At 55.3% G+C, this 19,958-nt stretch carries 20 protein-coding genes and 3 tRNA genes; 11 read left to right on the top strand and 12 right to left on the bottom strand.

What is annotated here, in order from left to right:
• Positions 1-8: 8 nt before the first annotated feature.
• The 3 genes from nadR to serB form a co-directional block, all read right to left on the bottom strand.
• Positions 9-1,250, bottom strand: coding sequence for a multifunctional transcriptional regulator/nicotinamide-nucleotide adenylyltransferase/ribosylnicotinamide kinase NadR (gene nadR / locus AC6I77_RS02695; RefSeq protein ID WP_008925532.1), 1,242 nt, complete (start codon positions 1,248-1,250; stop codon positions 9-11).
• A 75-nt stretch (positions 1,251-1,325) separates the two neighbouring features.
• Complete coding sequence (gene radA, locus AC6I77_RS02690) at positions 1,326-2,708, bottom strand: DNA repair protein RadA (protein WP_003854897.1); 1,383 nt, start codon at positions 2,706-2,708, stop codon at positions 1,326-1,328.
• A 13-nt stretch (positions 2,709-2,721) separates the two neighbouring features.
• Complete coding sequence (gene serB / locus AC6I77_RS02685) at positions 2,722-3,699, bottom strand: phosphoserine phosphatase (RefSeq protein ID WP_187961153.1); 978 nt, start codon at positions 3,697-3,699, stop codon at positions 2,722-2,724.
• 107 nt (positions 3,700-3,806) lie between these two features.
• Here serB and AC6I77_RS02680 point away from each other — a divergent pair, with 107 nt between their 5' ends.
• A complete protein-coding gene (locus AC6I77_RS02680; protein ID WP_008925530.1) occupies positions 3,807-4,457 on the top strand; it encodes a YtjB family periplasmic protein in 651 nt (216 codons plus the stop codon).
• Positions 4,458-4,777: 320 nt separating this feature from the next.
• Here AC6I77_RS02680 and yjjG read toward each other — a convergent pair whose 3' ends face one another.
• The 3 genes from yjjG to AC6I77_RS02665 are packed head-to-tail and all read right to left on the bottom strand — an operon-like array spanning position 4,778 to position 6,299.
• On the bottom strand, positions 4,778-5,458 hold the full coding sequence (yjjG, locus tag AC6I77_RS02675) for a pyrimidine 5'-nucleotidase (RefSeq protein ID WP_008925529.1): 681 nt from the start codon (positions 5,456-5,458) through the stop codon (positions 4,778-4,780).
• 18 nt (positions 5,459-5,476) lie between these two features.
• Positions 5,477-5,917 (bottom strand): ribosomal protein S18-alanine N-acetyltransferase, encoded by a 441-nt coding sequence (gene rimI / locus AC6I77_RS02670; protein WP_003850861.1) that lies wholly within the window; start codon positions 5,915-5,917, stop codon positions 5,477-5,479.
• Complete coding sequence (locus AC6I77_RS02665; RefSeq protein ID WP_003850863.1) at positions 5,889-6,299, bottom strand: DNA polymerase III subunit psi; 411 nt, start codon at positions 6,297-6,299, stop codon at positions 5,889-5,891. The genes rimI and AC6I77_RS02665 overlap by 29 nt, the downstream gene beginning before the upstream one ends.
• 106 nt (positions 6,300-6,405) lie before the next feature.
• Here AC6I77_RS02665 and rsmC point away from each other — a divergent pair, with 106 nt between their 5' ends.
• The 4 genes from rsmC to AC6I77_RS02645 all read left to right on the top strand — a co-directional run bounded on the left by rsmC (position 6,406) and on the right by AC6I77_RS02645 (position 7,907).
• Positions 6,406-7,437, top strand: coding sequence for a 16S rRNA (guanine(1207)-N(2))-methyltransferase RsmC (rsmC, locus tag AC6I77_RS02660; RefSeq protein ID WP_008925528.1), 1,032 nt, complete (start codon positions 6,406-6,408; stop codon positions 7,435-7,437).
• Positions 7,438-7,588: 151 nt separating this feature from the next.
• Positions 7,589-7,675, top strand: a tRNA-Leu gene (locus AC6I77_RS02655).
• Positions 7,676-7,705: 30 nt separating this feature from the next.
• A tRNA-Leu gene (locus AC6I77_RS02650) sits at positions 7,706-7,792 on the top strand.
• Between the two features lie 28 nt (positions 7,793-7,820).
• Positions 7,821-7,907: transfer RNA gene (locus AC6I77_RS02645), tRNA-Leu, on the top strand.
• Positions 7,908-8,053: 146 nt separating this feature from the next.
• Here AC6I77_RS02645 and AC6I77_RS02640 read toward each other — a convergent pair.
• The gene (locus AC6I77_RS02640) at positions 8,054-8,338 is read right to left on the bottom strand and encodes a DUF1435 domain-containing protein (RefSeq protein WP_008925527.1); all 285 of its coding nucleotides are present in this window, start codon (positions 8,336-8,338) and stop codon (positions 8,054-8,056) included.
• Positions 8,339-8,569: 231 nt separating this feature from the next.
• Here AC6I77_RS02640 and AC6I77_RS02635 point away from each other — a divergent pair, with 231 nt between their 5' ends.
• From AC6I77_RS02635 to AC6I77_RS02625, 3 genes are all read left to right on the top strand, one after another.
• Positions 8,570-9,667 carry a GGDEF domain-containing protein gene (locus AC6I77_RS02635; RefSeq protein ID WP_008925526.1) on the top strand — a complete coding sequence of 366 codons (1,098 nt, stop codon included), beginning with the start codon at positions 8,570-8,572 and terminating at the stop codon, positions 9,665-9,667.
• Positions 9,668-9,861: 194 nt separating this feature from the next.
• Positions 9,862-10,656, top strand: a complete 795-nt coding sequence (gene fhuF, locus AC6I77_RS02630; RefSeq protein ID WP_375150498.1) for a siderophore-iron reductase FhuF — start codon at positions 9,862-9,864, stop codon at positions 10,654-10,656.
• A gap of 94 nt (positions 10,657-10,750) precedes the next feature.
• Positions 10,751-11,215, top strand: a complete 465-nt coding sequence (locus AC6I77_RS02625; protein WP_008925525.1) for a YbaK/EbsC family protein — start codon at positions 10,751-10,753, stop codon at positions 11,213-11,215.
• 117 nt (positions 11,216-11,332) lie between these two features.
• Here the strand turns inward: AC6I77_RS02625 and AC6I77_RS02620 are convergent, their stop codons facing one another.
• The 3 genes from AC6I77_RS02620 to AC6I77_RS02610 all read right to left on the bottom strand — a co-directional run bounded on the left by AC6I77_RS02620 (position 11,333) and on the right by AC6I77_RS02610 (position 14,835).
• Positions 11,333-12,328: a nucleoside hydrolase gene (locus AC6I77_RS02620; RefSeq protein ID WP_008925524.1), complete on the bottom strand. Its 996-nt coding sequence runs from the start codon at positions 12,326-12,328 to the stop codon at positions 11,333-11,335.
• Positions 12,329-12,339: 11 nt separating this feature from the next.
• Positions 12,340-13,362, bottom strand: coding sequence for a LacI family DNA-binding transcriptional regulator (locus AC6I77_RS02615; RefSeq protein ID WP_497816702.1), 1,023 nt, complete (start codon positions 13,360-13,362; stop codon positions 12,340-12,342).
• An 84-nt stretch (positions 13,363-13,446) separates the two neighbouring features.
• Entirely contained in the window at positions 13,447-14,835 is a 1,389-nt protein-coding gene (locus tag AC6I77_RS02610) for an MFS transporter (protein ID WP_008925522.1), read from the bottom strand.
• Between the two features lie 582 nt (positions 14,836-15,417).
• Here AC6I77_RS02610 and AC6I77_RS02605 point away from each other — a divergent pair.
• Positions 15,418-15,972, top strand: a complete 555-nt coding sequence (locus AC6I77_RS02605) for a histidine phosphatase family protein (protein WP_008925521.1) — start codon at positions 15,418-15,420, stop codon at positions 15,970-15,972.
• Here the strand turns inward: AC6I77_RS02605 and AC6I77_RS02600 are convergent.
• Positions 15,954-16,919 carry a beta-propeller fold lactonase family protein gene (locus tag AC6I77_RS02600; RefSeq protein ID WP_497816701.1) on the bottom strand — a complete coding sequence of 322 codons (966 nt, stop codon included), beginning with the start codon at positions 16,917-16,919 and terminating at the stop codon, positions 15,954-15,956. The two genes, AC6I77_RS02605 and AC6I77_RS02600, sit on opposite strands and share 19 nt — an antisense overlap.
• Positions 16,920-17,422: 503 nt before the next feature.
• Between AC6I77_RS02600 and AC6I77_RS02595 the strand changes: the two genes are divergently transcribed.
• Positions 17,423-18,436 (top strand): glycosyltransferase family 32 protein, encoded by a 1,014-nt coding sequence (locus AC6I77_RS02595; RefSeq protein WP_497816700.1) that lies wholly within the window; start codon positions 17,423-17,425, stop codon positions 18,434-18,436.
• On the opposite strand, the gene AC6I77_RS02590 is transcribed toward AC6I77_RS02595, so the two are convergent.
• Entirely contained in the window at positions 18,413-19,330 is a 918-nt protein-coding gene (locus tag AC6I77_RS02590; protein ID WP_497816699.1) for a LysR family transcriptional regulator, read from the bottom strand. The two genes, AC6I77_RS02595 and AC6I77_RS02590, sit on opposite strands and share 24 nt — an antisense overlap.
• Positions 19,331-19,432: 102 nt before the next feature.
• On the opposite strand from AC6I77_RS02590, the gene AC6I77_RS02585 reads away from it, so the two are divergent.
• Positions 19,433-19,822: a tautomerase family protein gene (locus tag AC6I77_RS02585; protein WP_105099532.1), complete on the top strand. Its 390-nt coding sequence runs from the start codon at positions 19,433-19,435 to the stop codon at positions 19,820-19,822.
• The last annotated feature ends 136 nt before the right edge of the window (positions 19,823-19,958 follow it).

Here is a 19,958-nt window from a genome sequence, read left to right as displayed (position 1 = left end):
AGCTGGCGTTACGGCTGGGCGTTTTTCTCGCCCAGCATCGCTTTGACCAGCTCAATGCAGCGCAGGAAACGCGCATCATAATCATCTTCCTGCACGTGCAGGAATTCGATGTTGTTTTCACGCAACATTGTCACCAGCATCGACTGAAACTCCCGCCGATCCACGGAACTGCCCAGACTGCGCAATCCATCTGCGACCCAGGGCACGTTATTCTCTAACAGAATCACCAGATCAAAACGGTATTCATCGATCAGTGCCTGCACAAAGGGATGTTCGCGCCCTTCATACTTCAGACAGAATGCCTGCGTGGTCACAAAATCGGTGTCGATAAACGCCACTTTATTGGCGTATTTAACGGCGAAATCGATGTACTGTGCCTGACCCAGCGCGATCTTGTCGTAATCGGAATATTGCAGCGCCATTTCGTCACCGCCCAGATGGGAGAAGACATAGTCGCGGCCATATTCCCAGGCGCTGGTGGTGTTAAAGATGTTGGCGAGCTTATTCACCAGCGTCGATTTACCGCTCGACTCGCCGCCGAGAATCGCCACGGTGCGCACAAAGAACGGCTTCACTTCCGTAGGAATGTAATCCCAGAAGCGGAACGGATCCTGACGAATCTGCGCGCCACTGATGCTCATAAAGGATCGGTTGGGATCGACCAGCACGGTCTGAATGCCAAGGTGCTGCTGATACATCTCCGCATCGGGCGCTTCACTGGTGTAGATGCAATCAGGTGCAATGCCGTGCTCGCTCAGAAACGCGCTGACGCCCTTGCTCCAGACATCCCAGCCATGCGGATAGGGTTCAATCCCCTCCTCATCAAAGGCGTGGATGCGGATATTTTTCTGATACTTAAAGGTCTGCAGCAGCCAGCGCAGGCGATCGCTGACCGTAGGCTGCTGTGACATCGCGCTGTTCTCAAACAGTTCACGGTCACGCGGCTCGTCATAACCCATAATGATATGCAGCTCATCCACCTGACTGCAGGCGCGCTGAATCAGATAGATATGGCCGGTGTGCAGCGGATAAAACTTACCAAATACCACGCCCACCGTTTTATCGCGGCGCGGAAATTCAAGGCCCAGGAATCGGTGAAGCGCCTCCAGTTTTTGCGCGCTGGGGCTTTTGATTTTGGCATTGAGCAACTGGCTTAGATAGCCTTTGGTCATGCCGCTGGCATCAGCGACCTGTTGCAGCGTATGGCCCTGCTGGCGAATAGCCGTTTTCAGATAATCAAACGACGACATGTCGTGCCTCCTGCATCAATGCGGTTAAGGTGGGAGCGGCCTGCCCGCGACGCCGGCTGGCAGGCCGCAGGCGCATTACAGATCGTCCAGAATCGCCAGCGCATCGGCCAGCTTCTTCGCGCTGAAAACCTGCATCCCGGCAATCGGTTTTTTCGGTGCATTCCCTGCCGGTACAATGGCGCGTTTGAAGCCATGCTTCGCCGCTTCAGAGATGCGCTCCTGACCGCTGGGCACCGGACGGATCTCACCGGCCAGTCCCACTTCGCCGAAGATCACCAGATCCTGCGGCAACGGACGATCGCGCAGGCTCGACACCATCGACAGCATCAGCGCCAGGTCCGCACTGGTTTCGGTGACTTTAACACCACCAACCACGTTGACGAATACATCCTGATCCGCCATCTGCAATCCGCCATGACGATGTAAAACGGCCAGCAGTATCGCCAGGCGGTTCTGCTCCAGACCCACCGCCACGCGGCGTGGGTTGCCCATCATGGAGTGATCGACCAGCGCCTGAATCTCCACCAGCAGTGGACGCGTGCCTTCCCACAGCACCATCACCGAGCTGCCAGAGGTAACCTCTTCGCCCCGTGACAGGAAGATAGCGGACGGGTTGCTGACTTCACGCATGCCCTGCTCTGTCATGGCAAACACCCCCAGCTCATTGACCGCACCGAAGCGGTTTTTATGGCTGCGAAGGGTGCGGAAACGGGAGTCGGCATCGCCATCCAGCAGCACCGAACAGTCGATACAGTGCTCCAGCACTTTCGGCCCGGCCAGTGAGCCATCTTTAGTCACGTGACCGACCATGATGATCGCGACGCCGCGCGTTTTAGCGAAGCGCGTCAGGTAAGCGGCGGTTTCGCGCACCTGCGCGACGCTGCCGGGTGATGACTGGATCTCCGCCATGTGCATCACCTGGATCGAGTCGATCACCATCAGTTGCGGCTGCTCCTGTTCGGCGATGAGGCAGATCTGCTCAATGCTGGTTTCCGACAGCATATTGACATTTTCGGTGGGTAATCCCAGACGATGGGCGCGCATCGCAACCTGTTGCAGTGACTCTTCACCGGTGACGTACAGGGTTTTCATCCCCTCAGACAACCGGCACATCACCTGCAGCAGCAGCGTGGATTTCCCCGCACCAGGACTGCCGCCAATCAGAATGGCGCTGCCCGGCACCACCCCGCCGCCCAGCACCCGGTCAAACTCTTTGAAGCTGGTCGAGAAGCGCGGTAACGCCTCCAGGCTGATTTCAGAGAGCTTCTGCACCCGGCTGGTTCCGGCGCTGCCGGCATAGCCACTCAGGCGCTCGTTACGCGCAGCAGCAGGCGAGGCAGCAATGCGCACCTCGGTGATGGTGTTCCAGGCGTGACAGGCGCTGCATTGGCCCTGCCAGCGTGGGTAATCTGCGCCACATTCGTTACAGACAAATGCGCGTTTTGCCGCTTTGGCCAAATCAATACCTCAGTTAACGCTCTTCGTGGATCAGGCTGCCGGTAAGGATGCAGAACACCCCCATTAAATCGGCATGGCGAATGGTGACCGCGGTCTGCTCATTCACCTTAGGTTTAGCATGGAACGCAATGCCCAGCGCTGAGGCTTTGATCATCAGCAGGTCATTGGCACCATCGCCGATCGCCACCGTCTGTTCCGGCGCGATATTAAAACGCTCCGCCAGCTTCTTCAGGGTATCGGCTTTGTATTGTGCGTCGACAATCGGACCCAGCACGTTGCCGGTCAGTTTGCCGTCGCGAATTTCGAGTTCATTGGCCACCACCGCCGACAGATGCAGCTTGTCGCGCAGGTATTCGGCGTAATAGGTAAAGCCGCCGGAAGCGATAGCAATCTGCCAGCCCAGCGCCTGCAGCTTCTGCGTCAGCGTCGTTAAGCCTGGCATTAATGGCAGAGCATCACGTACCTGTTTCAGAATATTGGCATCTGCGCCCTGCAGCGTGGCGACGCGCTGACGCAGGCTGGCGGTGAAGTCGAGTTCGCCGCGCATCGCACGCTCCGTGACTTCCGCCACCTGCTCGCCGCAGCCCGCCAGTTTTGCAATCTCATCGATGCACTCGATCTGAATCGCGGTCGAGTCCATATCCATCACCAGCAGGCCTGGCGTCTTGAGATACGGGATTTTGCCCAGCGGCGCAACATCCAGCCCGGCATCGTGCGCCAGCTTGCTGGCAAACGGCGTCAGCGATCCTGCCAGTCGAATCACCTGATACTCATCGACGTTCCAGGCGCTGACGATCACCATCGCGGCCCCCAGCTGGTGCTGGTAATCGGTGAGCCGCTGCTTGTCCAGCCCGCGGCCATACAGCAGCCAGCCGGTGCGGCCAGCGCGATAATCCAGCGGCATCACTTCATCACCGCTAAGAGAAAGGGGCAAACCCGGCCAGAGGGAAACATCGGCGGGAAGATCGCACCAGGTTAAACGATTTGGCATCAGAGCTCCTGTAGGGACAACAAAACCACGCAAGAGGCTACCTTGTCTGCGCCGCTTCTGGCAACATAATCTCCAGGCTTTCTGTTGTGATATGACCCGGATGAGTAATGGCTAAAACCGCACTGAAATTTCGCTTACATCGGACCGTGATCGTTCTGATCTCCATGGCGCTGCTGGTTGTGCTGATGCAGGGCGCATCCTGGTTCAGTCTTGGTCATCAGGCGGCGCGTTCTGAACAGGTCGAGGAGCTGGCACATACACTGACCAGCCAGGTGGCGTTTAGTCTTAAGCCGTTGATGGACAACAGTGAAAATAACCGCACTCAGATAGAAGCCATTCTTAACCAGATGACGGCTAACAGTCGTATTCTGGATGCGTCGGTGTATGACGGCGACGGCAGTCTGGTGGCGCACAGCGGTGAAAATATTAATGTGCGTGATCGGCTGGCGCTCGATGGTCAGCGCGCAGGCAGCTATTTCAACCATCAGATTGTGCAGCCGCTGGCCGGGAGCGATGGCCCGCTGGGCTTCCTGCGCGTGACGCTGGATACCCACGTGCTGGTCACCGACTCGCATCAGGTCGATAACACCACCAATATTCTGCGTCTGATGATGCTGCTGGCACTGGCGATCGGCATTATTCTCTCCCGCACCCTGCTGCGCCATCGCCGCACCCGCTGGCAGCAGTCGCCGTTCCTGCTTACCGCCAGCACCCCGGTGAAAGAGGACCGGGATGAGGACGACGAGAAGAAAGAGTAGTGTTCTGCGCTGCGGTAAAGATAAAACGAGAAAGGCCCGCTGTGTGGGCCTCAGACTGCTGACAAACCCTGGCCTGATCGCTGTGAGACCGAGCCTGCGCAGGAAAGCGGGTCAGATCGGAAAGTCGCTTACGCCAATCCCTGGCCCGCTCGGCCCGCGCCCTCCATGGCGCGGGACGCTTTCCTCCTCTGACCCGGTTCCCTGCGTATTGAGCTAATCAATCGTTGCCAGATGTGCCTTGATTTGAGTTTTTCAGCAGTCTGAAGGCATGCAATGCGGCCTTATTAGTGGAAAAATGTGGATTTGCGAGGCGTGTTCCGTTAGCCAATCAACAACGCTTCCAGCTCACCCAGCGATTTAACCTGCCAGGTGGGTTTGATATGTTCTGGCAGCGGTCGGGTGCCATGATCGAGCCAGCAGGTTTTCACTCCCGCGTTCATCCCGCCCAGAATATCTGACTCTGGCGTATCCCCCACCATCAGCACCCGCTCACGATCCGGATTGCCCATCAGCTCCAGCGCGTAGTCAAAAATCGCGGCCGCCGGTTTTGGCACGCCAACCTGCTCAGAGATTACCAGCGCCGAGAAGTAATCACGGAAGCCGGTGCGCTCCAGACGCGTCTGCTGCAGCGCGGTAAAGCCGTTGGTGATGATCCCCATCTTTACCTTGCCATGCAGCTGGTTCATCAGGCTGACCGCGCCCGGCAGCGGCGTGCAGATCTCGCCCATCGCGCTGAGGAAGCCGCTGTTGAGGATCTCTGGTGCCACGCTGAGCTTTTCGCTCCAGTGGTTGAAACGCTGAGTCTGCAACTGTAACGCTGAGATGGCGCCGTTCTGATAATCGACCCACAGCGGCTTGTTGATCGCCTGATAATCGCTGTAATCCTGGTCGGTGAACTGCACGTCATAGCCGGCGAACAGGCGCTGCAAACCGGCATAGGCGTCGAAATGGAAAAGGGTATCGTCCGCATCAAACAGGATGCAGTCCCAGTTATCTGTCATTAAAGCTCCTTAACACCACTACGGCGTCAGGGCCATGAGAATGGCATCTTCACGGCCGCTGGCGGTGGGATAATAGTTGGGGCGACGACTGACCTGATTGAATCCAAGCTGCTCATAGAGCGCAATGGCGGGCAGGTTCGAGGCCCGCACTTCCAGCCACAGCGTCAGCACGTTGCGTTTGATCAGCTCATCGATCAGATGCTGCAACAGCTGGCGGCCATATCCCCGGCGCTGAAAGTCAGGATCGACCGCGATGTTAAACAGCGAGGCTTCGTCCAGCACCACCTGAGTAATGGCAAAGGCGACCATTTTGCCGTCGGCGTCGAGACGTAAATTAATAAAGCGCTCGCCCTGATTGCTGGCAAACGTCTTTTCACTCCAGGGAAACGCGTGGCTACGACGCTCAATGGCAAAGGCCTGCGCCAGGTCGTCAGGGGTGAGTAAAGAGATGGCTGTCATGGTTACACATCTGTTGCCAGAGCGCGCGTTTGGCGACGCCGCTGCTGATCAGTTCATTGAAAGAGGCGCTGGTTAATGCCACGCCATTAAAAGTCTGTTCGCTCTCTACGCCGAGCAGCCAGCCCGCGCAGTTCAGCGTTTCCGGCAGCATCTGCAGCTGATCCGGCGTCACGGTCATTACCTGAGCGGGTTGCAGATTGAGGGTATGCAGCACATCGCGCATCAGCGGTTCATGCAGACCGGGTGGCGCGTCAGCGACAATAATTAACTGCGTGTCCGGTGCCAGCGTGACGGCAATTTCGCCCTGAAGCACGCGCGGGCGGCGCAGCTGATACTGCGTAATTCCCATTTGCTGTAAAAGCCAGTCGCGCCTGGACGTCATGGTGTTACCTGTTCTGCTAGCTGAATGCGACGCTATGCTAGCAAACCCATCGAACATGCGCCAACAAACCACTATAATCCCCGCTCAGATCTTACAGGAGCCCTACATGTCTGCTTTTACCCCGGCCAGCGAAGTCATTCTGCGCCACAGTGATGAATTTACCGCCCGCCATGTTTTATTTGCTGGCGATCTGCAGGATGACCTGCCCGCTCAGCTGGAAACCGCCTCATCGCGCGTTCACACCCAGCAATATCATCACTGGCAAAACCTGAGCCGCCGTATGGGCGAGCAGGCGCGTTACGGAATGGTTGCGCAGCCGGAAGATGTGCAGGGATGCGATACCCTGGTCTACTTCTGGACCAAAAATAAGCCGGAAGTACAGTTCCAGCTGGAGAACCTGCTCTCGATGCTGCCAGTGGGCTGCGACGTGTTCGTGGTGGGTGAAAACCGCAGCGGCGTCCGCAGTGCCGAAGGCATGCTGGAGTCGTGGGTGAAGCTGGAGAAGATCGACAGCGCGCGTCGCTGTGGTCTCTATCATGGTCGCCTCGACAAACAGCCTGCATTCGATGCCAGCACCTTTGGTCATCAGTATCAGCTGGATGGTCTGACCATTCACACTCTGCCTGGCGTCTTCAGCCGTGACGGTCTGGATAGCGGCAGCGCCCTGCTGCTGTCGACCTTTACCCCGCACACTAAAGGTAAAGTGCTGGATATGGGCTGTGGCGCAGGCGTAATTGCCGCCTCACTGCCTGCCCGTTCGCCTAAAGTACGCCTGTGGCTGTGCGACGTGCATGCCGCAGCCATTGAAGCGAGTAAATTGACGCTGGCCGCCAATGGCATCGAGGGCGAAGTTTTCGCCAGCAACGTCTTCTCTGACGTGACCGGCCGTTTCGACATGATTATCTCTAACCCGCCGTTCCATGAAGGCACCCAGACCAGCCTCGACGCCGCACAGGCGCTGATCCGGGGAGCAGTAAAGCACCTGAACACCGGTGGCGAACTGCGTATTGTTGCGAACACGTTCCTGCCTTATCCGCAGGTGCTGGATGAAGCTTTCGGCAGCCACGAAGTCATCGCACAGACCGGCCGCTTTAAAGTTTATCGCGCCGTCTATGGTCGTGGTGCCAAAACACGATAAGGGCTTTTAACGTCATTAATCGCGTTGCCGGGCTGAAAACGTTGCTTTTTACAGCGATCGTTTCAGCCCGACGAAATAGTTGTTGACGCAAAGAGTAAAATCTCTAGAATGCGCCTCCGTGGTTGTAACATTCTCAGGATGTTACGGGTATGCGAAGGTGGCGGAATTGGTAGACGCGCTAGCTTCAGGTGTTAGTGTCCTAACGGACGTGAGGGTTCAAGTCCCTCTCTTCGCACCAAAATCACATGTTTCATATCGCGAGCACTGCGCGAAGGTGGCGGAATTGGTAGACGCGCTAGCTTCAGGTGTTAGTGTCTTAACGGACGTGAGGGTTCAAGTCCCTCTCTTCGCACCATTGCGGTGATATGAACAGACAACTCGATGCGAAGGTGGCGGAATTGGTAGACGCGCTAGCTTCAGGTGTTAGTGTCTTAACGGACGTGAGGGTTCAAGTCCCTCTCTTCGCACCAACGTTGTCATCCTCTGGCTTTCCTGCTGGTCTCAGCTGCATTGTTGCAGCGTCGCTTTATCCCTTTCCTGTTTTGTTTTCTTCCCGTGGCATTCACTTTCCCGGTCGCGACACCCTGAACACCCGCTTTACGCCTTTACGCCTGTATTAACTCAGATGAAAATTCACAGAGATCGCCGCCAGTCCACCTGCTAACGCCAGACACGAAGGCAATAACAGATAGTGACGCAGACGCTGGTTAAATAGCATGACGACAGTCAGCAGCAGCGCAACTGTCATCACCAGCCGCCACTGGCTGAAGCTGGGTTCCCATAACGCGAACAGCGGCAGCGCGATGCAGGGCAACAATACGCCCCACGCACTATCCAGTTTTTTACCCAGCGCCCAACTGACGCCCCACAAACCGCAGGCCGCAATAATCGCTATTCCCATGACGCAAACCTCAAATGATAAGCATTCCCATTATCATATGTCAGTTTTGCTTTGCTTGCAGCCTGTTTTTGTCACGCCTGGCAACGAAGATGACAGACCAGTTGGAAAATGCTAGATTGCGACCGATAACACCTTTAATAACAGCACCAGCAATAATTTGCTCACTGTCTGGCACAACCTGTTTATGCCGGCTTGCGCTTTGGTATTTCAGGGTCGTCACGAGTATTTATAATGAAATTACAATCATATGAAGAACTGAAACAGAGTAAATACCGGCTTTCAGTGATGCTTTTTCTGTTTTTAAATATCGCCGTTTCGCTATTTTATCTGCTGCCAATAATGAGCAATGAGAAAATCGATACCACGTTGCCGGTAATTTGTGTCGCATCTTTTAGCGGCATAATGTTAATTGCACATTTAATATGGTCTAAAGTAAAACTCCCCCTTTTAAATCCTGTCGCGCTGGTGCTGGGCGCGCTCTGGGCCTGGCACATTAATTATCGTTTTCATCAGGTATTCTATTTTGATGGCGGCTTTCTTATTATCAGTTTGATCAGTGTGTTATTTGTTAGTGCCATCGCCCTGAGCGATTATCTGGGGGCTTTTTGTCTCCATGTCGCGCCACCGGTGCTCACCGTATTACTACTTGATAATGGGCAGCACCTGCCGCTGATTCTGCTGACCATTATGCTGCCGCTGATTGGTTTCTCACTCCAGCATCTTATGCGTCGCCGTGCCGACAACTTTACCCTGCGGCTGATGCACCAACTCTATGAAGAGAAAGAGACCTTCAGTGACCTCAGCATGCTCGACCCACTGACCGGACTGTATAACCGTCGTGGCCTGAAGAACCGACTGGACAATATTCTGGAAAACCATGCTGGCAGCCACTATGTGCTGCTGCTGGATATCGATCATTTCAAAGCCTACAACGATAATTATGGGCATGCGATGGGTGATCAGGCACTGGCGCGGGTCTCTGTGGCTATTCGGGATGCAGTCCGTTCACGCGATGTCGTCACCCGCTATGGCGGCGAAGAGTTTCTGGTGTTAATGACCAATGTGAACAGCTCCATCGCCATGAAACTGGCAGAGCGCATCCGTCAGTATGTGCTGGATTTAGAAATACCCCATCTTTTTAATGAGACTGTTTCAACCCACGTCACCATCAGCGCCGGCATTGCGCCTATCTACGATAATGATTTTGATCAGGCGGTAGCCAATGCTGACAGCGCATTATATGTGGCTAAGAATCAGGGCCGGAATACTATTCTTGCCTGGGAAGATCTTCCGCGAAAACAGCATGAGACCTTAAGTGAACCAGCCTGATTAAGCACAACTCGGCTGGTAATAACCCTGACATTGCCGCGCTATGGCCGGTTCTGCACTGCGCAGACGGGTTTGTTCGCTGATCGCATTCCCCACCCAATCCCCGATGGCAGCGACGTTTTTTTACGCGACTTGTAGAGTTAATCAATAACGATTATCATTTGCTTTCTTATCTACACTTTTCGCGAGTCGTCATGGCAACCGTTTCAGCTCAGGAACAGCGTTTCAACGCTCAGTCGATGATCTTTCGGCAGAATGACCGTCCACTGGCGGAAAGTCTGCACGAGCAGCTGCAGCAACAGCGTAGTTATCTTCTTGATTCTGTTAAATTCAGCCAGCCCGCTCCGCACGACACGCAGACACTCGTTGCCTGGTCACAATCAGAGGCTTTTGCCCAACTTATCCAGCGCTACAGCGATTATCTCTATCGCGATCATCCTGATGCGGTTCGTGAAGCAAAGCCGGTGCTCTCTCTGTGGGCGCAATGGTATTTTGGCCTGCTGCTGCCCCCGATGATCATGGCGTTGTTACAGGAGTCGCGCGCGCTGGACTGCTCACCAGAGCATATTCGTGTCGGTTTTCATGAGAATGGTCATCCGGCCACGTTCTGGATTGATGTGCAGGAGGATGAAGAAGCCCGCTATCTTAACCCTCAGCAGCGCATTGATCGGCTGATTCAGCAGCATCTGATCCCGGTGGTTAATGGTATTACTCAGCATGGTGATATCAACGCCCGACTCATCTGGAACAACATGGGCTACTCATTGCAGTGGTTTCTGGGTGAGCTGAAAAGTCAGATCGATGAGACGCTGGTGCTGCAACTGGAGCAGGCGCTATTCTTTAACCAGAAACTGCTGGATGGCAGCGAAAATCCGCTCTACCGCACCATGATCATGCGTAATGGCGAACTGGTCCGTCGCAGCTGTTGCCAGCGGTATCGCATTCCTGATGTCGAACAATGCGGCAATTGCACCCTGAGCGGCAGCTAAACAGACGTAATTACCACGAATTCTCCGTTTATCTCGTTTACAGGCACTGAGGCTTGTGGCAATTTTTACGCCTTCGATCAGCCTGGAGAGAAAGATGAGTCTGGAGTCCGTGCGCCAGTTCTTTGCCGAACACGCCCCTGAAATTGAAATTATCGAGCTGGCAGAAAGCACTGCAACGGTCGGAATGGCTGCGCGCGCCCATGGCGTGACGCCAGGAGAGATTGCGAAAACCCTGTCACTGAAAGTGAAAAACGACGTCGTGCTGATTGTGACACGCGGCGATGCCCGGCTGGACAATCGCAAGCTGAAAGCCGCGCTAGGCGCAAAAGCGCGGATGCTGAGCGTTGATGAGGTTATTAACTGGACCGGCCATCCGGTTGGCGGCGTCTGTCCGTTCGGTCTGGAGAATCCGCTGACCGTTTACTGTGATGTCTCACTGCGCAGTTTCGACGAAGTGTTACCCGCCGCTGGCGCTATCCACAGTGCCGTCCGCATCTCGCCACAGCAGATGGCTGAGCTGACCAACGCCCGCTGGATCGACGTGTGCGAAGCGATGTAATGCTTTGCATCTCTTGATCCAGCCCTGATGCTGCACACCTCCTGACAGCGTTTATCAGCCTTTGAGGGTCATTGCCGCATCATGCAAACCTATCAGGCGCGCCAGTAAGCGGGTGAGTTAATCGCCCATCTCAGTCAGCCGCTTAAAGGCTTCTTCGATGATCGACAACAGCATCGTGTTATCGACGCGGTGCAGCACATGAACCCATGCGCCGCAGTGCTCAGGTACGCCGACAGCAAGCCGTAGCGGCTGACGATAACGCCAGCTTTTACCGCGCGTTGCACCGGGACGTAGCTCGATATCGACACGGTAATCGATGCCAGACGCGACCCGCTGGTTCAGCAGCCAGGCCACAACCAGTGCATCGTGGATCCAGCATCCCGCCAGTTGACGCGTTTCCATGGAATAGTTGATCCATGGACGCAGCGTGTCTCGCACAAAATCGGCCAGCGGATGATCGACAGCAGTAAGACGGGTGAGATCCTGCTGGGTCAGCAGCGTCTGCGTGGTGACATCCATTGGCACCAGCGTCACGGCGGCACCGCTGTGCAATACCTGATGCGCAGCCTCCGGATCCAGGCCAAAATTGGTGTCTTTGATATAATCATCCAGCGTAAACACGCCACCCATGATGACAATTTCTGCCACAGAGTCTGCCATCGCAGGATAGCGCTGCATTGCCAGCGCCACATTCGTCAGCGGGCCAATCGCCACCAGGGTAATTTCGCCCGGATTGTCGCAAATCAGTTTGCCCATCGCGTCAGCAGCATCAAACGCATCCGCTGCAACATCTGCTGGTTGACGCACGCCCTTCCACAGCTCACTCAGCGCAAGCTGATTGACCCGATTATCCAGCGTTTCACGCCACGGCGCAGGATCTTCCTGTAACGCCTGCGTCGCACCCTGGATGACCGGAACAGACGATCCCAGCCGGACAATCAGATCTTTGGCGACGCGCGCGCCCACGTCGCTGGGTGTATTGCCCGCCACGGTAGTGATTAATTCCAGCGACAGTGCAGGTGAAGCTAATGCCAGCGCAATCGCCAGCCCATCATCGGTGTTGGCACCCGCGATACCGTTGCCGGGATCGCAATCAATAATGATTCTTTTCATATTTTTATACGTTAACTCTGACTTTGCGGCTGGCAACCGCAGGATTCACCGATTTCAAGATAGTGTGGAAACTCCTTCAATTGCGCTTCGCTCTCGCCCTCTTTCAGCATCTGAATCGCAGAGCGGGCCATGTCACGCAGTGGCTGGCGCACAGTCGTTAATTTCGGGACATGAAATGACGAGTGATTGGTTCCGTTAAAGCAGACCAGCGCCACATCCTGCGGCACCCGAATCTGATGTTCGGAAAAGGCGCGAAGCGCACCAATCGCCTGACCTTCGTTACTGGTAAACAGTGCACGCGGCACACAACCCCGCGCGATCATAGCCTGCGCTGCCTCGTAGCCACCCTGAGGGGTGTAGCTGGCGGGAAACATCAGCGACTCATCAATGTGCAGGCCACGATCCTGCATTGCATCACGCCAGCCCTGGATGCGATCCTGTGCATTGAGCATATCGACCGGACCGCTGATAATGCCGACCTGCTGATAGCCGTGACTTAACAGATGCGCCGTTACCTGCCAGGCGGCCTGACGTTCATTCACCCGCAGCATGTTAACGCCCGGCTGTGGCTCAACCCGCTCCAGCATCACCAGCGGCGTACCGCTGGCTTTAATCAAATCAATGTAAGGATGGCGATCGACGCTGTTGTAAAACAGCCCATCCACCTGACGGTTAAGCAGTCCCTGAATTAACTCCAGTTCTCGCCTGCGGTCATCACCGGCATCTCCCAGCAGCATAACGTGACCGTGGTTCATCGACTCCTGCAGCAACATGTGCGCCATGGAGGCGACAAAAGGATTGCCGATATTAGGCACCACCAATCCAAAGGTCTTGGTATTACCGGATGCCAGTGCGCGTGCTGCGGCATTTGGCCGGTAACCCGTCGCTTTAATCGCTTCAAGTACCCGCTGACGGGTGGCCTCAGCGACCGGACGCGGCCCGTTGTTAATGACATAACTGACGACTGCCACTGAGGTGCCTGCCGCTTTCGCAACTTCTCTGCGGGTCACTTTTCCCGTTAATGACTTAGGCACATCATGTCCCTCCATAAAAACAGGCCGCTTTACACGGCCTGCTGGTTGTCGCTCTCTTCTGGCAGATGAGATCCTCAGGTACTGCTAGATGGCATCTTCAGGCAGATTCAGATTTCGCCCTCGCGTCTCAGGCGCGACAAAGGTAGTAAAGAATCCAATGGCGGCCATTGCCGAGAAATAGACTGCAATCGGCCACCAGTGACCGGTATAAGAAAGCATAGCAGCGGCAACAAGCGGTGCGGTGCCGCCGGACAAAATCGAGCCCAGTTCTTTAGCCACCGCCATTTTGGTATAGCGATGATGAACACCGAACATCTCGACACCCCAGGCCGCCTGCACGCCAAAAATACCCAGTGACGCCAGCGCCATACCGACCACGATTACCGGAATCACCAGCATCGGTTCACGGGTATCCAGCAGCGTAAAAGCAGGCCAGGCGTAAAACATCAGCAACAGACAGAAAACGCGATACACGATCCGGCGACCAAAGCGGTCAGAGAGCCAGCCCGCTAAAGGAATGATCAGGAAGCCCAGCAGCGACGCGAGAAACACGGCGGTGGTCGGTACAGACTTATCCACCATCAGCACTTTTGCGACGTAACCCACGATGAAGCCCTGCGCCAGATAGGAAGGGCCGTTTTCGCCGATGCGCAGGCCAACCATGGTCCAGAAAGCGCGGGTACGCTGGAAGAAAGGCCGCTGATCGACCACCGACGCTGCCTTCATGCCAGCACGTTCCGCTTCCATCTCCGCTTTTCTGCGCTCAAACACCGGCGTTTCTCGCAAATGACGGCGAATCCACAGCGCAACCAGTGCAATCAGCGCACTGCTGAGGAAAGGAATGCGCCAGCCCCACTCCAGCAGGCTCTGCTGATCCATCTGCACCACCAGCAGCCAGACCAGCGAAGCCAGCAGCGTGCCACTATTGGAACCCAGCGCGATCACAGAAGAGACCAGTCCGCGGCGCTCTGTCGGCGCATATTCGCCCAGCATCACCGTGCCGCCCGATAACTCCGCACCCGCGCCGAATCCCTGTGTAAAGCGGAGCAGAACCAGGCAGGCAGGCGCCCATACGCCAATAGAGGCGTAGCCCGGGATTAAGCCGATAAAGGTTGTGGAAGCACCCATCAGAATAATGGTGGAGATCATGACGACCTTTCGGCCTTTGCGATCGCCGAGCCAGCCAAAAAACAACGCGCCGATGGGCCGGGCAACAAAGCCGACTGACCAGGTCGCGAAGCTGGAGAGCAGCGCCATGGCTGGGGTTGATTCGGGAAAGAAGACGTCGCCAAAGATGATACCGGCAGCCAGGCCATAGAGCGCGAAATCCGCGTACTCCATTGCCGTTCCGAGCCAGCATGAGAAAGTGGCGCGCCAGAAATCTTTGCGGCCTGAAGGGGTGTCAAACCGCTCATCGGCGGCTGAAGTGGATGACAGTGATGCCTGCTGCTTAACGGAATTGTGTGCCGTCATAACCCTATCCCTGAATGAGTATGCAGATCGATAAACGCCCGTCCATGGGTCGATTCCCTGATGAAAGCGGAATCCCCCGGTGACGACGTTCAGTGGGCGAACCATGATGAAAGGTTAAAGGATTCCCTGGTGTTGGAATCGTATTCATCGCCCCCTTTCGCCGGTGTATTTTTCACCGGTCGCTTAAACTGAGCGAATATAACTTAACAATCGATGGAGCCTACTGTGCATCGGGCACCGTGAGCAATCACTGGGGACTTAGTGTATCTACGCGCGTAGATAAATCAATAGATCCTGACGATATTTGTTAGAAAAACTTCATTATAACATTCCGTCATCACCCATTTTTTGCGCAAATTCAGCGAGTTAAACGCCTTCTTATTGCACAAAAAAAGTTACCAGCGCCTGTAAGTTATCTGATTCACTAATCATTAAGCACGATAAAAGGGGCAACGTTCCCTTCATCATTTTCAGTTATCGCACGCGCAGATTACCTGCAAATGACACTGGCTGTTTATTCTGAAAAATCACCGTAAACACAGGCAATGCGTTACCCTGACCAAAAGGCCGGACAGAGATACGATGAAAATTATTCTGATGCGACACGGTAAACCTGACCACCAGGCGGCGGGTCGCCAGAGTGTGCAGGCACTGGCTGACTGGTGCGAAGCGTACGATCTGTCACAGGTCAGTGACGGACCGCCGCCGCGCAGCATCGAAATTGCCCGTCAGGCTACGTTTATCGTCTGCAGTCCCCTGCCCCGCGCGCAATCCTCACTGAGCCAGCTCGGTCTGGAACCCCATGAGGTTGATGCGCTGTTCAGCGAAGTCGCCGTGCCGCTGGTGAAAACCGGTGAGGTACAATTACCGACCGTGTGCTGGCTGGCCCTGCTGCGGCTTTTGTGGTTTTGCGGTTATGCAGGCGACGCGGAGTCGCTGCAACATGCACGCAGCCGCGCTTCGGCGGCGGCAGAAAAACTGATCGATCATTCACAGCAAGGCACGGTACTGCTGCTGGGCCACGGCATCATGAACAAAATGATTGCGCGTGAGTTACGAAAACGCGGCTGGCAGGCAGAGAAGCATGCCAGCAGCCGGCACTGGAGCACTGCGATCTATCATCGTCCGTTTATCTGACCGAGCGGAAAATAGCCCAGTACCTCACAGCCCGTGCCAACACGCGGCGTGGCAATGACTTTACGCTGTGCCAGATCGATCACACTCAGCGTGCCATCATCCTGATTGGCAATCAGCAGCTGTTGCCTGTCGGGCGTGAAGCAGCCATCCATCGGCATGTTACCCACGCTGATATCGCCCAGCGGATTCAGCAGATCGTCAAACAGTGTCACCCGCGGTTCCTGATCCCCTATTGCCACCAGCTGTTCGCCATCGGCGCTGAAGCGAACCACCTGACAAGGCTGCTGATGACCCGGCAACGTAATGCGCTGGCGAATACGGTGGCTCTGCCGATCGATCAGATAGAGCAGCGGCGCGTCAGCGGCACTGGCGACCAGATAAGGGTGCTTCGGTGATGCGGCAATGCCCGCAATCGGGCCAGGAAGCAGGATGGTATCGATCACTCGTCCTTCCGCTTCACAGAGATCCACAACGGTGATGGTCGCATCCTCTTCGTTATCCGTGAACAGCTTGCGGCCGCTGGGTGACAGCGTCAGGCGATGCGCATTGTGAGAAGGAATCGGGATAATTTTTTCTACTTTGTCAGTCTGCGGATCGATCACCGCCACGGCGGCACTCTGCTCACAGCAGAGATAGACTTTGCCATCGCGCCCCAGCTGTCCGCTGTGGGGTGCCCGCAGCGGCGACAGATCGATAAAGCCACTGATCTCGCGACGCTGTAAATCAATGACCGCCACTTTATGACCCGGATGCGGGTTATTATCATGAACGCCGTCGCCATAAATAGGCACATAGGCCTTACCCCAGGGGACCAGCATCAGGAGTTCATGCGGCCGCGGTGGAAAAGCGTTCAGTTCCCGCTCGACCGCGAAGGTTTCCGGATTAAGAAACAGGACGCGATTACCCTGCTTATCGACCGCCAGTAAACCGTAAGCTTCACTCTGCATGCGCACTCCTTTCTCAGTAAGTTCTTCTTAAGCGTAGACAATCCTCTTCAGCCTGTCTGATGCTGCGGATTGATGAGCCGGGCTTACCCCACCTATTAAGTGCAATATTCACGACTGCGGTGACCAGGCCTTATGTCAGCCCGATAATAAAGCATGATATTAAGATATTCCTTAATTAAAGATTTCGTCATATTTAAATAAATGATTAACAGCGACAATATTATTATTTCGCTAAGGTGACCGGATTATTTCCGTATTATCCTAAAATCAAAAAAAGACATAGCTAATGGGTAAATAATGCTTTATTAAAAAGGTGCAGTGCAATTAAACAGCCGTGAGGAAACTTCCGCGCGCTAAACCACTGCGTCGCCACCAGGGAAAACCATTCATTCATTCCCGCACTCATCGGAATTGCAGCCAGTATGCAATGCCAGCCGTTGCCGCCGCACGCGGAACGGGCAGAGCCTGTACTGTGACGGGAAAATAAAAATAACAGGTGCACCATGACTTCACATCGCCAACGTCCAGCGCATAAAATCTGGCGTAACTGGAAAAGAATATCGTTCAGTAGCCAGATGTTATGGAATAAGAAACAGCAGAGACTCTGTCAGGCACCGGAATATGATCCGGGACAGGAAGATAATGTCGTATTGGTCTCGCAGCAGAAAGATCTGCCGGAGATTCCAAAAATTGTCTGGATGGTCTGGCATAACGATCACCTGCCCACCTCAATGGCGCTGAACATCAGTAAAATCCGGCGGGATAATCCCGATCACCAGGTGTATCTGATTACACAGCGCACGCTGTCGCAGTGGCTGCCCGAACTCAGCTTTATCTCTTCGGATCTGACGCTGGCACATAAAAGTGAAATTATCCGGCTTGAGCTGATTCACCGTTATGGTGGCATCGGCATCGACTGCAGCACCCTGCTGTTTGAGAACCTCGTCTGGGTGCATCGCGCGCACGAGGCACGGCCAATGGATCTCATCGGTTACTACCGCGAGCAGTCAACGATGAACCTGCTGGCGCCGGTTACTGAGAGCTGGTTTCTGGCCGCGCCACCGCAAAACCCGTTTATTCGCGAATGGCTGAAACAACTGGCGCCGGTTAAAAACGTCGGTATCCGCAACTATTTCCATGAACTGAAGAAGCGCGATGATTTTCCGCTGATTGTGCAGAATATTGATAATCCCTCGCGCCAGCTCCTGTCGCTGGCACAGCAGGTTGCAATGCGTGAATACCGGCGGGCCAATCTCTATCTGCGTAAAGGCGAAGCCAGCGCCTGGTACTATCAGCGTTTACATGCCGACAGCAGCAGCGCCTTTGCGCAGTCCGTGATGTTTCATCAGCGGCCACAGACGCCACCGCCGATTATCAAATTAACCGGCAACGAGCGACTGCATCTCGACTTCAATCTGCGGCTGGGTTTGTATAACCGCAGCAGTTTGATCGGCGAGATGATGCAGACCACGCCACCTGCGCTGGCATTGCCCTCAGCAGTCAAAGCGCGCGCGTAGCCACTGCGTGAACGTGGTGACCGCGCGGGGGACCTGCGCCGCCCAGGGCCGGACGATCCACAGGCGGGCGGCAAAGGCCTCAACAGGCTGCCACGCCGGCAGCACCTGCCGCAATGTACCGGCTGCCAGCGCCTCACGGGCGCTGAAATCGGGCAGCATCGCAATCCCCAGTCCCTGCAGCGCCGCATCGCGTATTGACTCGCTGTTGTTGGTGGCAAAGCTGCCCTGAATCCGCACCTGCACCTGTTCGCTATCCGTTGTCGTCTCAAACCGCCAGCGCGGTGACTCGATGCCACGTGGGTAGTAAAGACAGTTGTGCTGTTTCAGATCCTGTGGCGACTGCGGTACACCCTGCAGGCTGAGATAGGCGGGTGAGGCCACCAGCAACGTCCGGGTATCGCATAGCGGCAACGCGACATGGGTTTCCGGTAGCGTGTCACTGTGTCGAATCGCCAGATCAAAGCCTTCGCTGCTCAGTGACACGATGCGGTCGGTCACATCCAGCTGCAGACGCACCTGCGGATAGTCACGCAGAAACTCGCCAATGATTGGCACCAGTTGCTGACGGGCAAACGCCACTGGCGCGGTCATCCGCACCAGACCCCGCACAGGTCCGGCGGTATCCCTCACGCTGAAAAAACTCTGCTCGATGCGGGAAAACGGTTCGCGGAGGTCCTCCACCAGCTTCTCGCCTGCTGACGTCAGTCGCACACTGCGCGTGGTGCGCTGTACCAGCAACACACCCGCCATCTCTTCCAGCTCTTTGATTTTCTGACTCATCGCCGCTTTGCTGACATCGAGCCGCTCTGCCGCGCGGGTAAAACTGCCCTGCTCTGCCAGTACGGTCAGCCAGTGCAGATGATCCCACAGCGCATCCGTTTTCATCTCTTTCATTGTGATTGTTCACTATAGTGAATAATCATTTCAGGCTACGCGCTTTTTCCCGCCGGATAAAGCGGTCACCATAGCGTTATTAATCATGATGAGGAATTCGCTATGCCACTGCTGCAATTTGATGTTATTCAGGGTCGTTCAGAATCCGAACTTCGTACACTACTGGATGCAGCACACCGCGCTGTGCTTACGGCCTTTAACGTGCCTGAACGCGATCGCTACCAGATTGTTCAGGAAAACAAGCGCTATCAGATGGTGTTTCAGGATACCGGACTGGGATTTACACGCAGCGATAATCTGGTGATGGTGCGGGTCTATACCAGCCCACGCAGCAGCGAACAGAAACAGCATTTTATGGCGGAGCTGGCACGTGAGCTGCGCGAACATTGTGGTGTGCAGGGCAACGATTTAATGATCAGCTTTATCACCAACGACAAAGGTGACTGGAGTTTTGCCGACGGCGAAGCACAATATCTCACCGGCAAACTCTGAAAAACGTCCTGACCTCTGCTCTGCCGACGGTGCGCGCCAGCCACCGTCACGCCTGATAACCTCCCTTCTGGAATGACAATTAACCAATCTGCTCTCCACCGCACAATTCGGGCCGGATATGTTGCAGCCGGATGAC

It is taken from the genome of Pantoea sp. X-Soil-ISGK-259 (assembly GCF_059730705.1).
The sequence above is the reverse complement of the archived record's forward strand: the minus strand, read 5'-3'. Positions and strand labels throughout refer to the sequence as shown.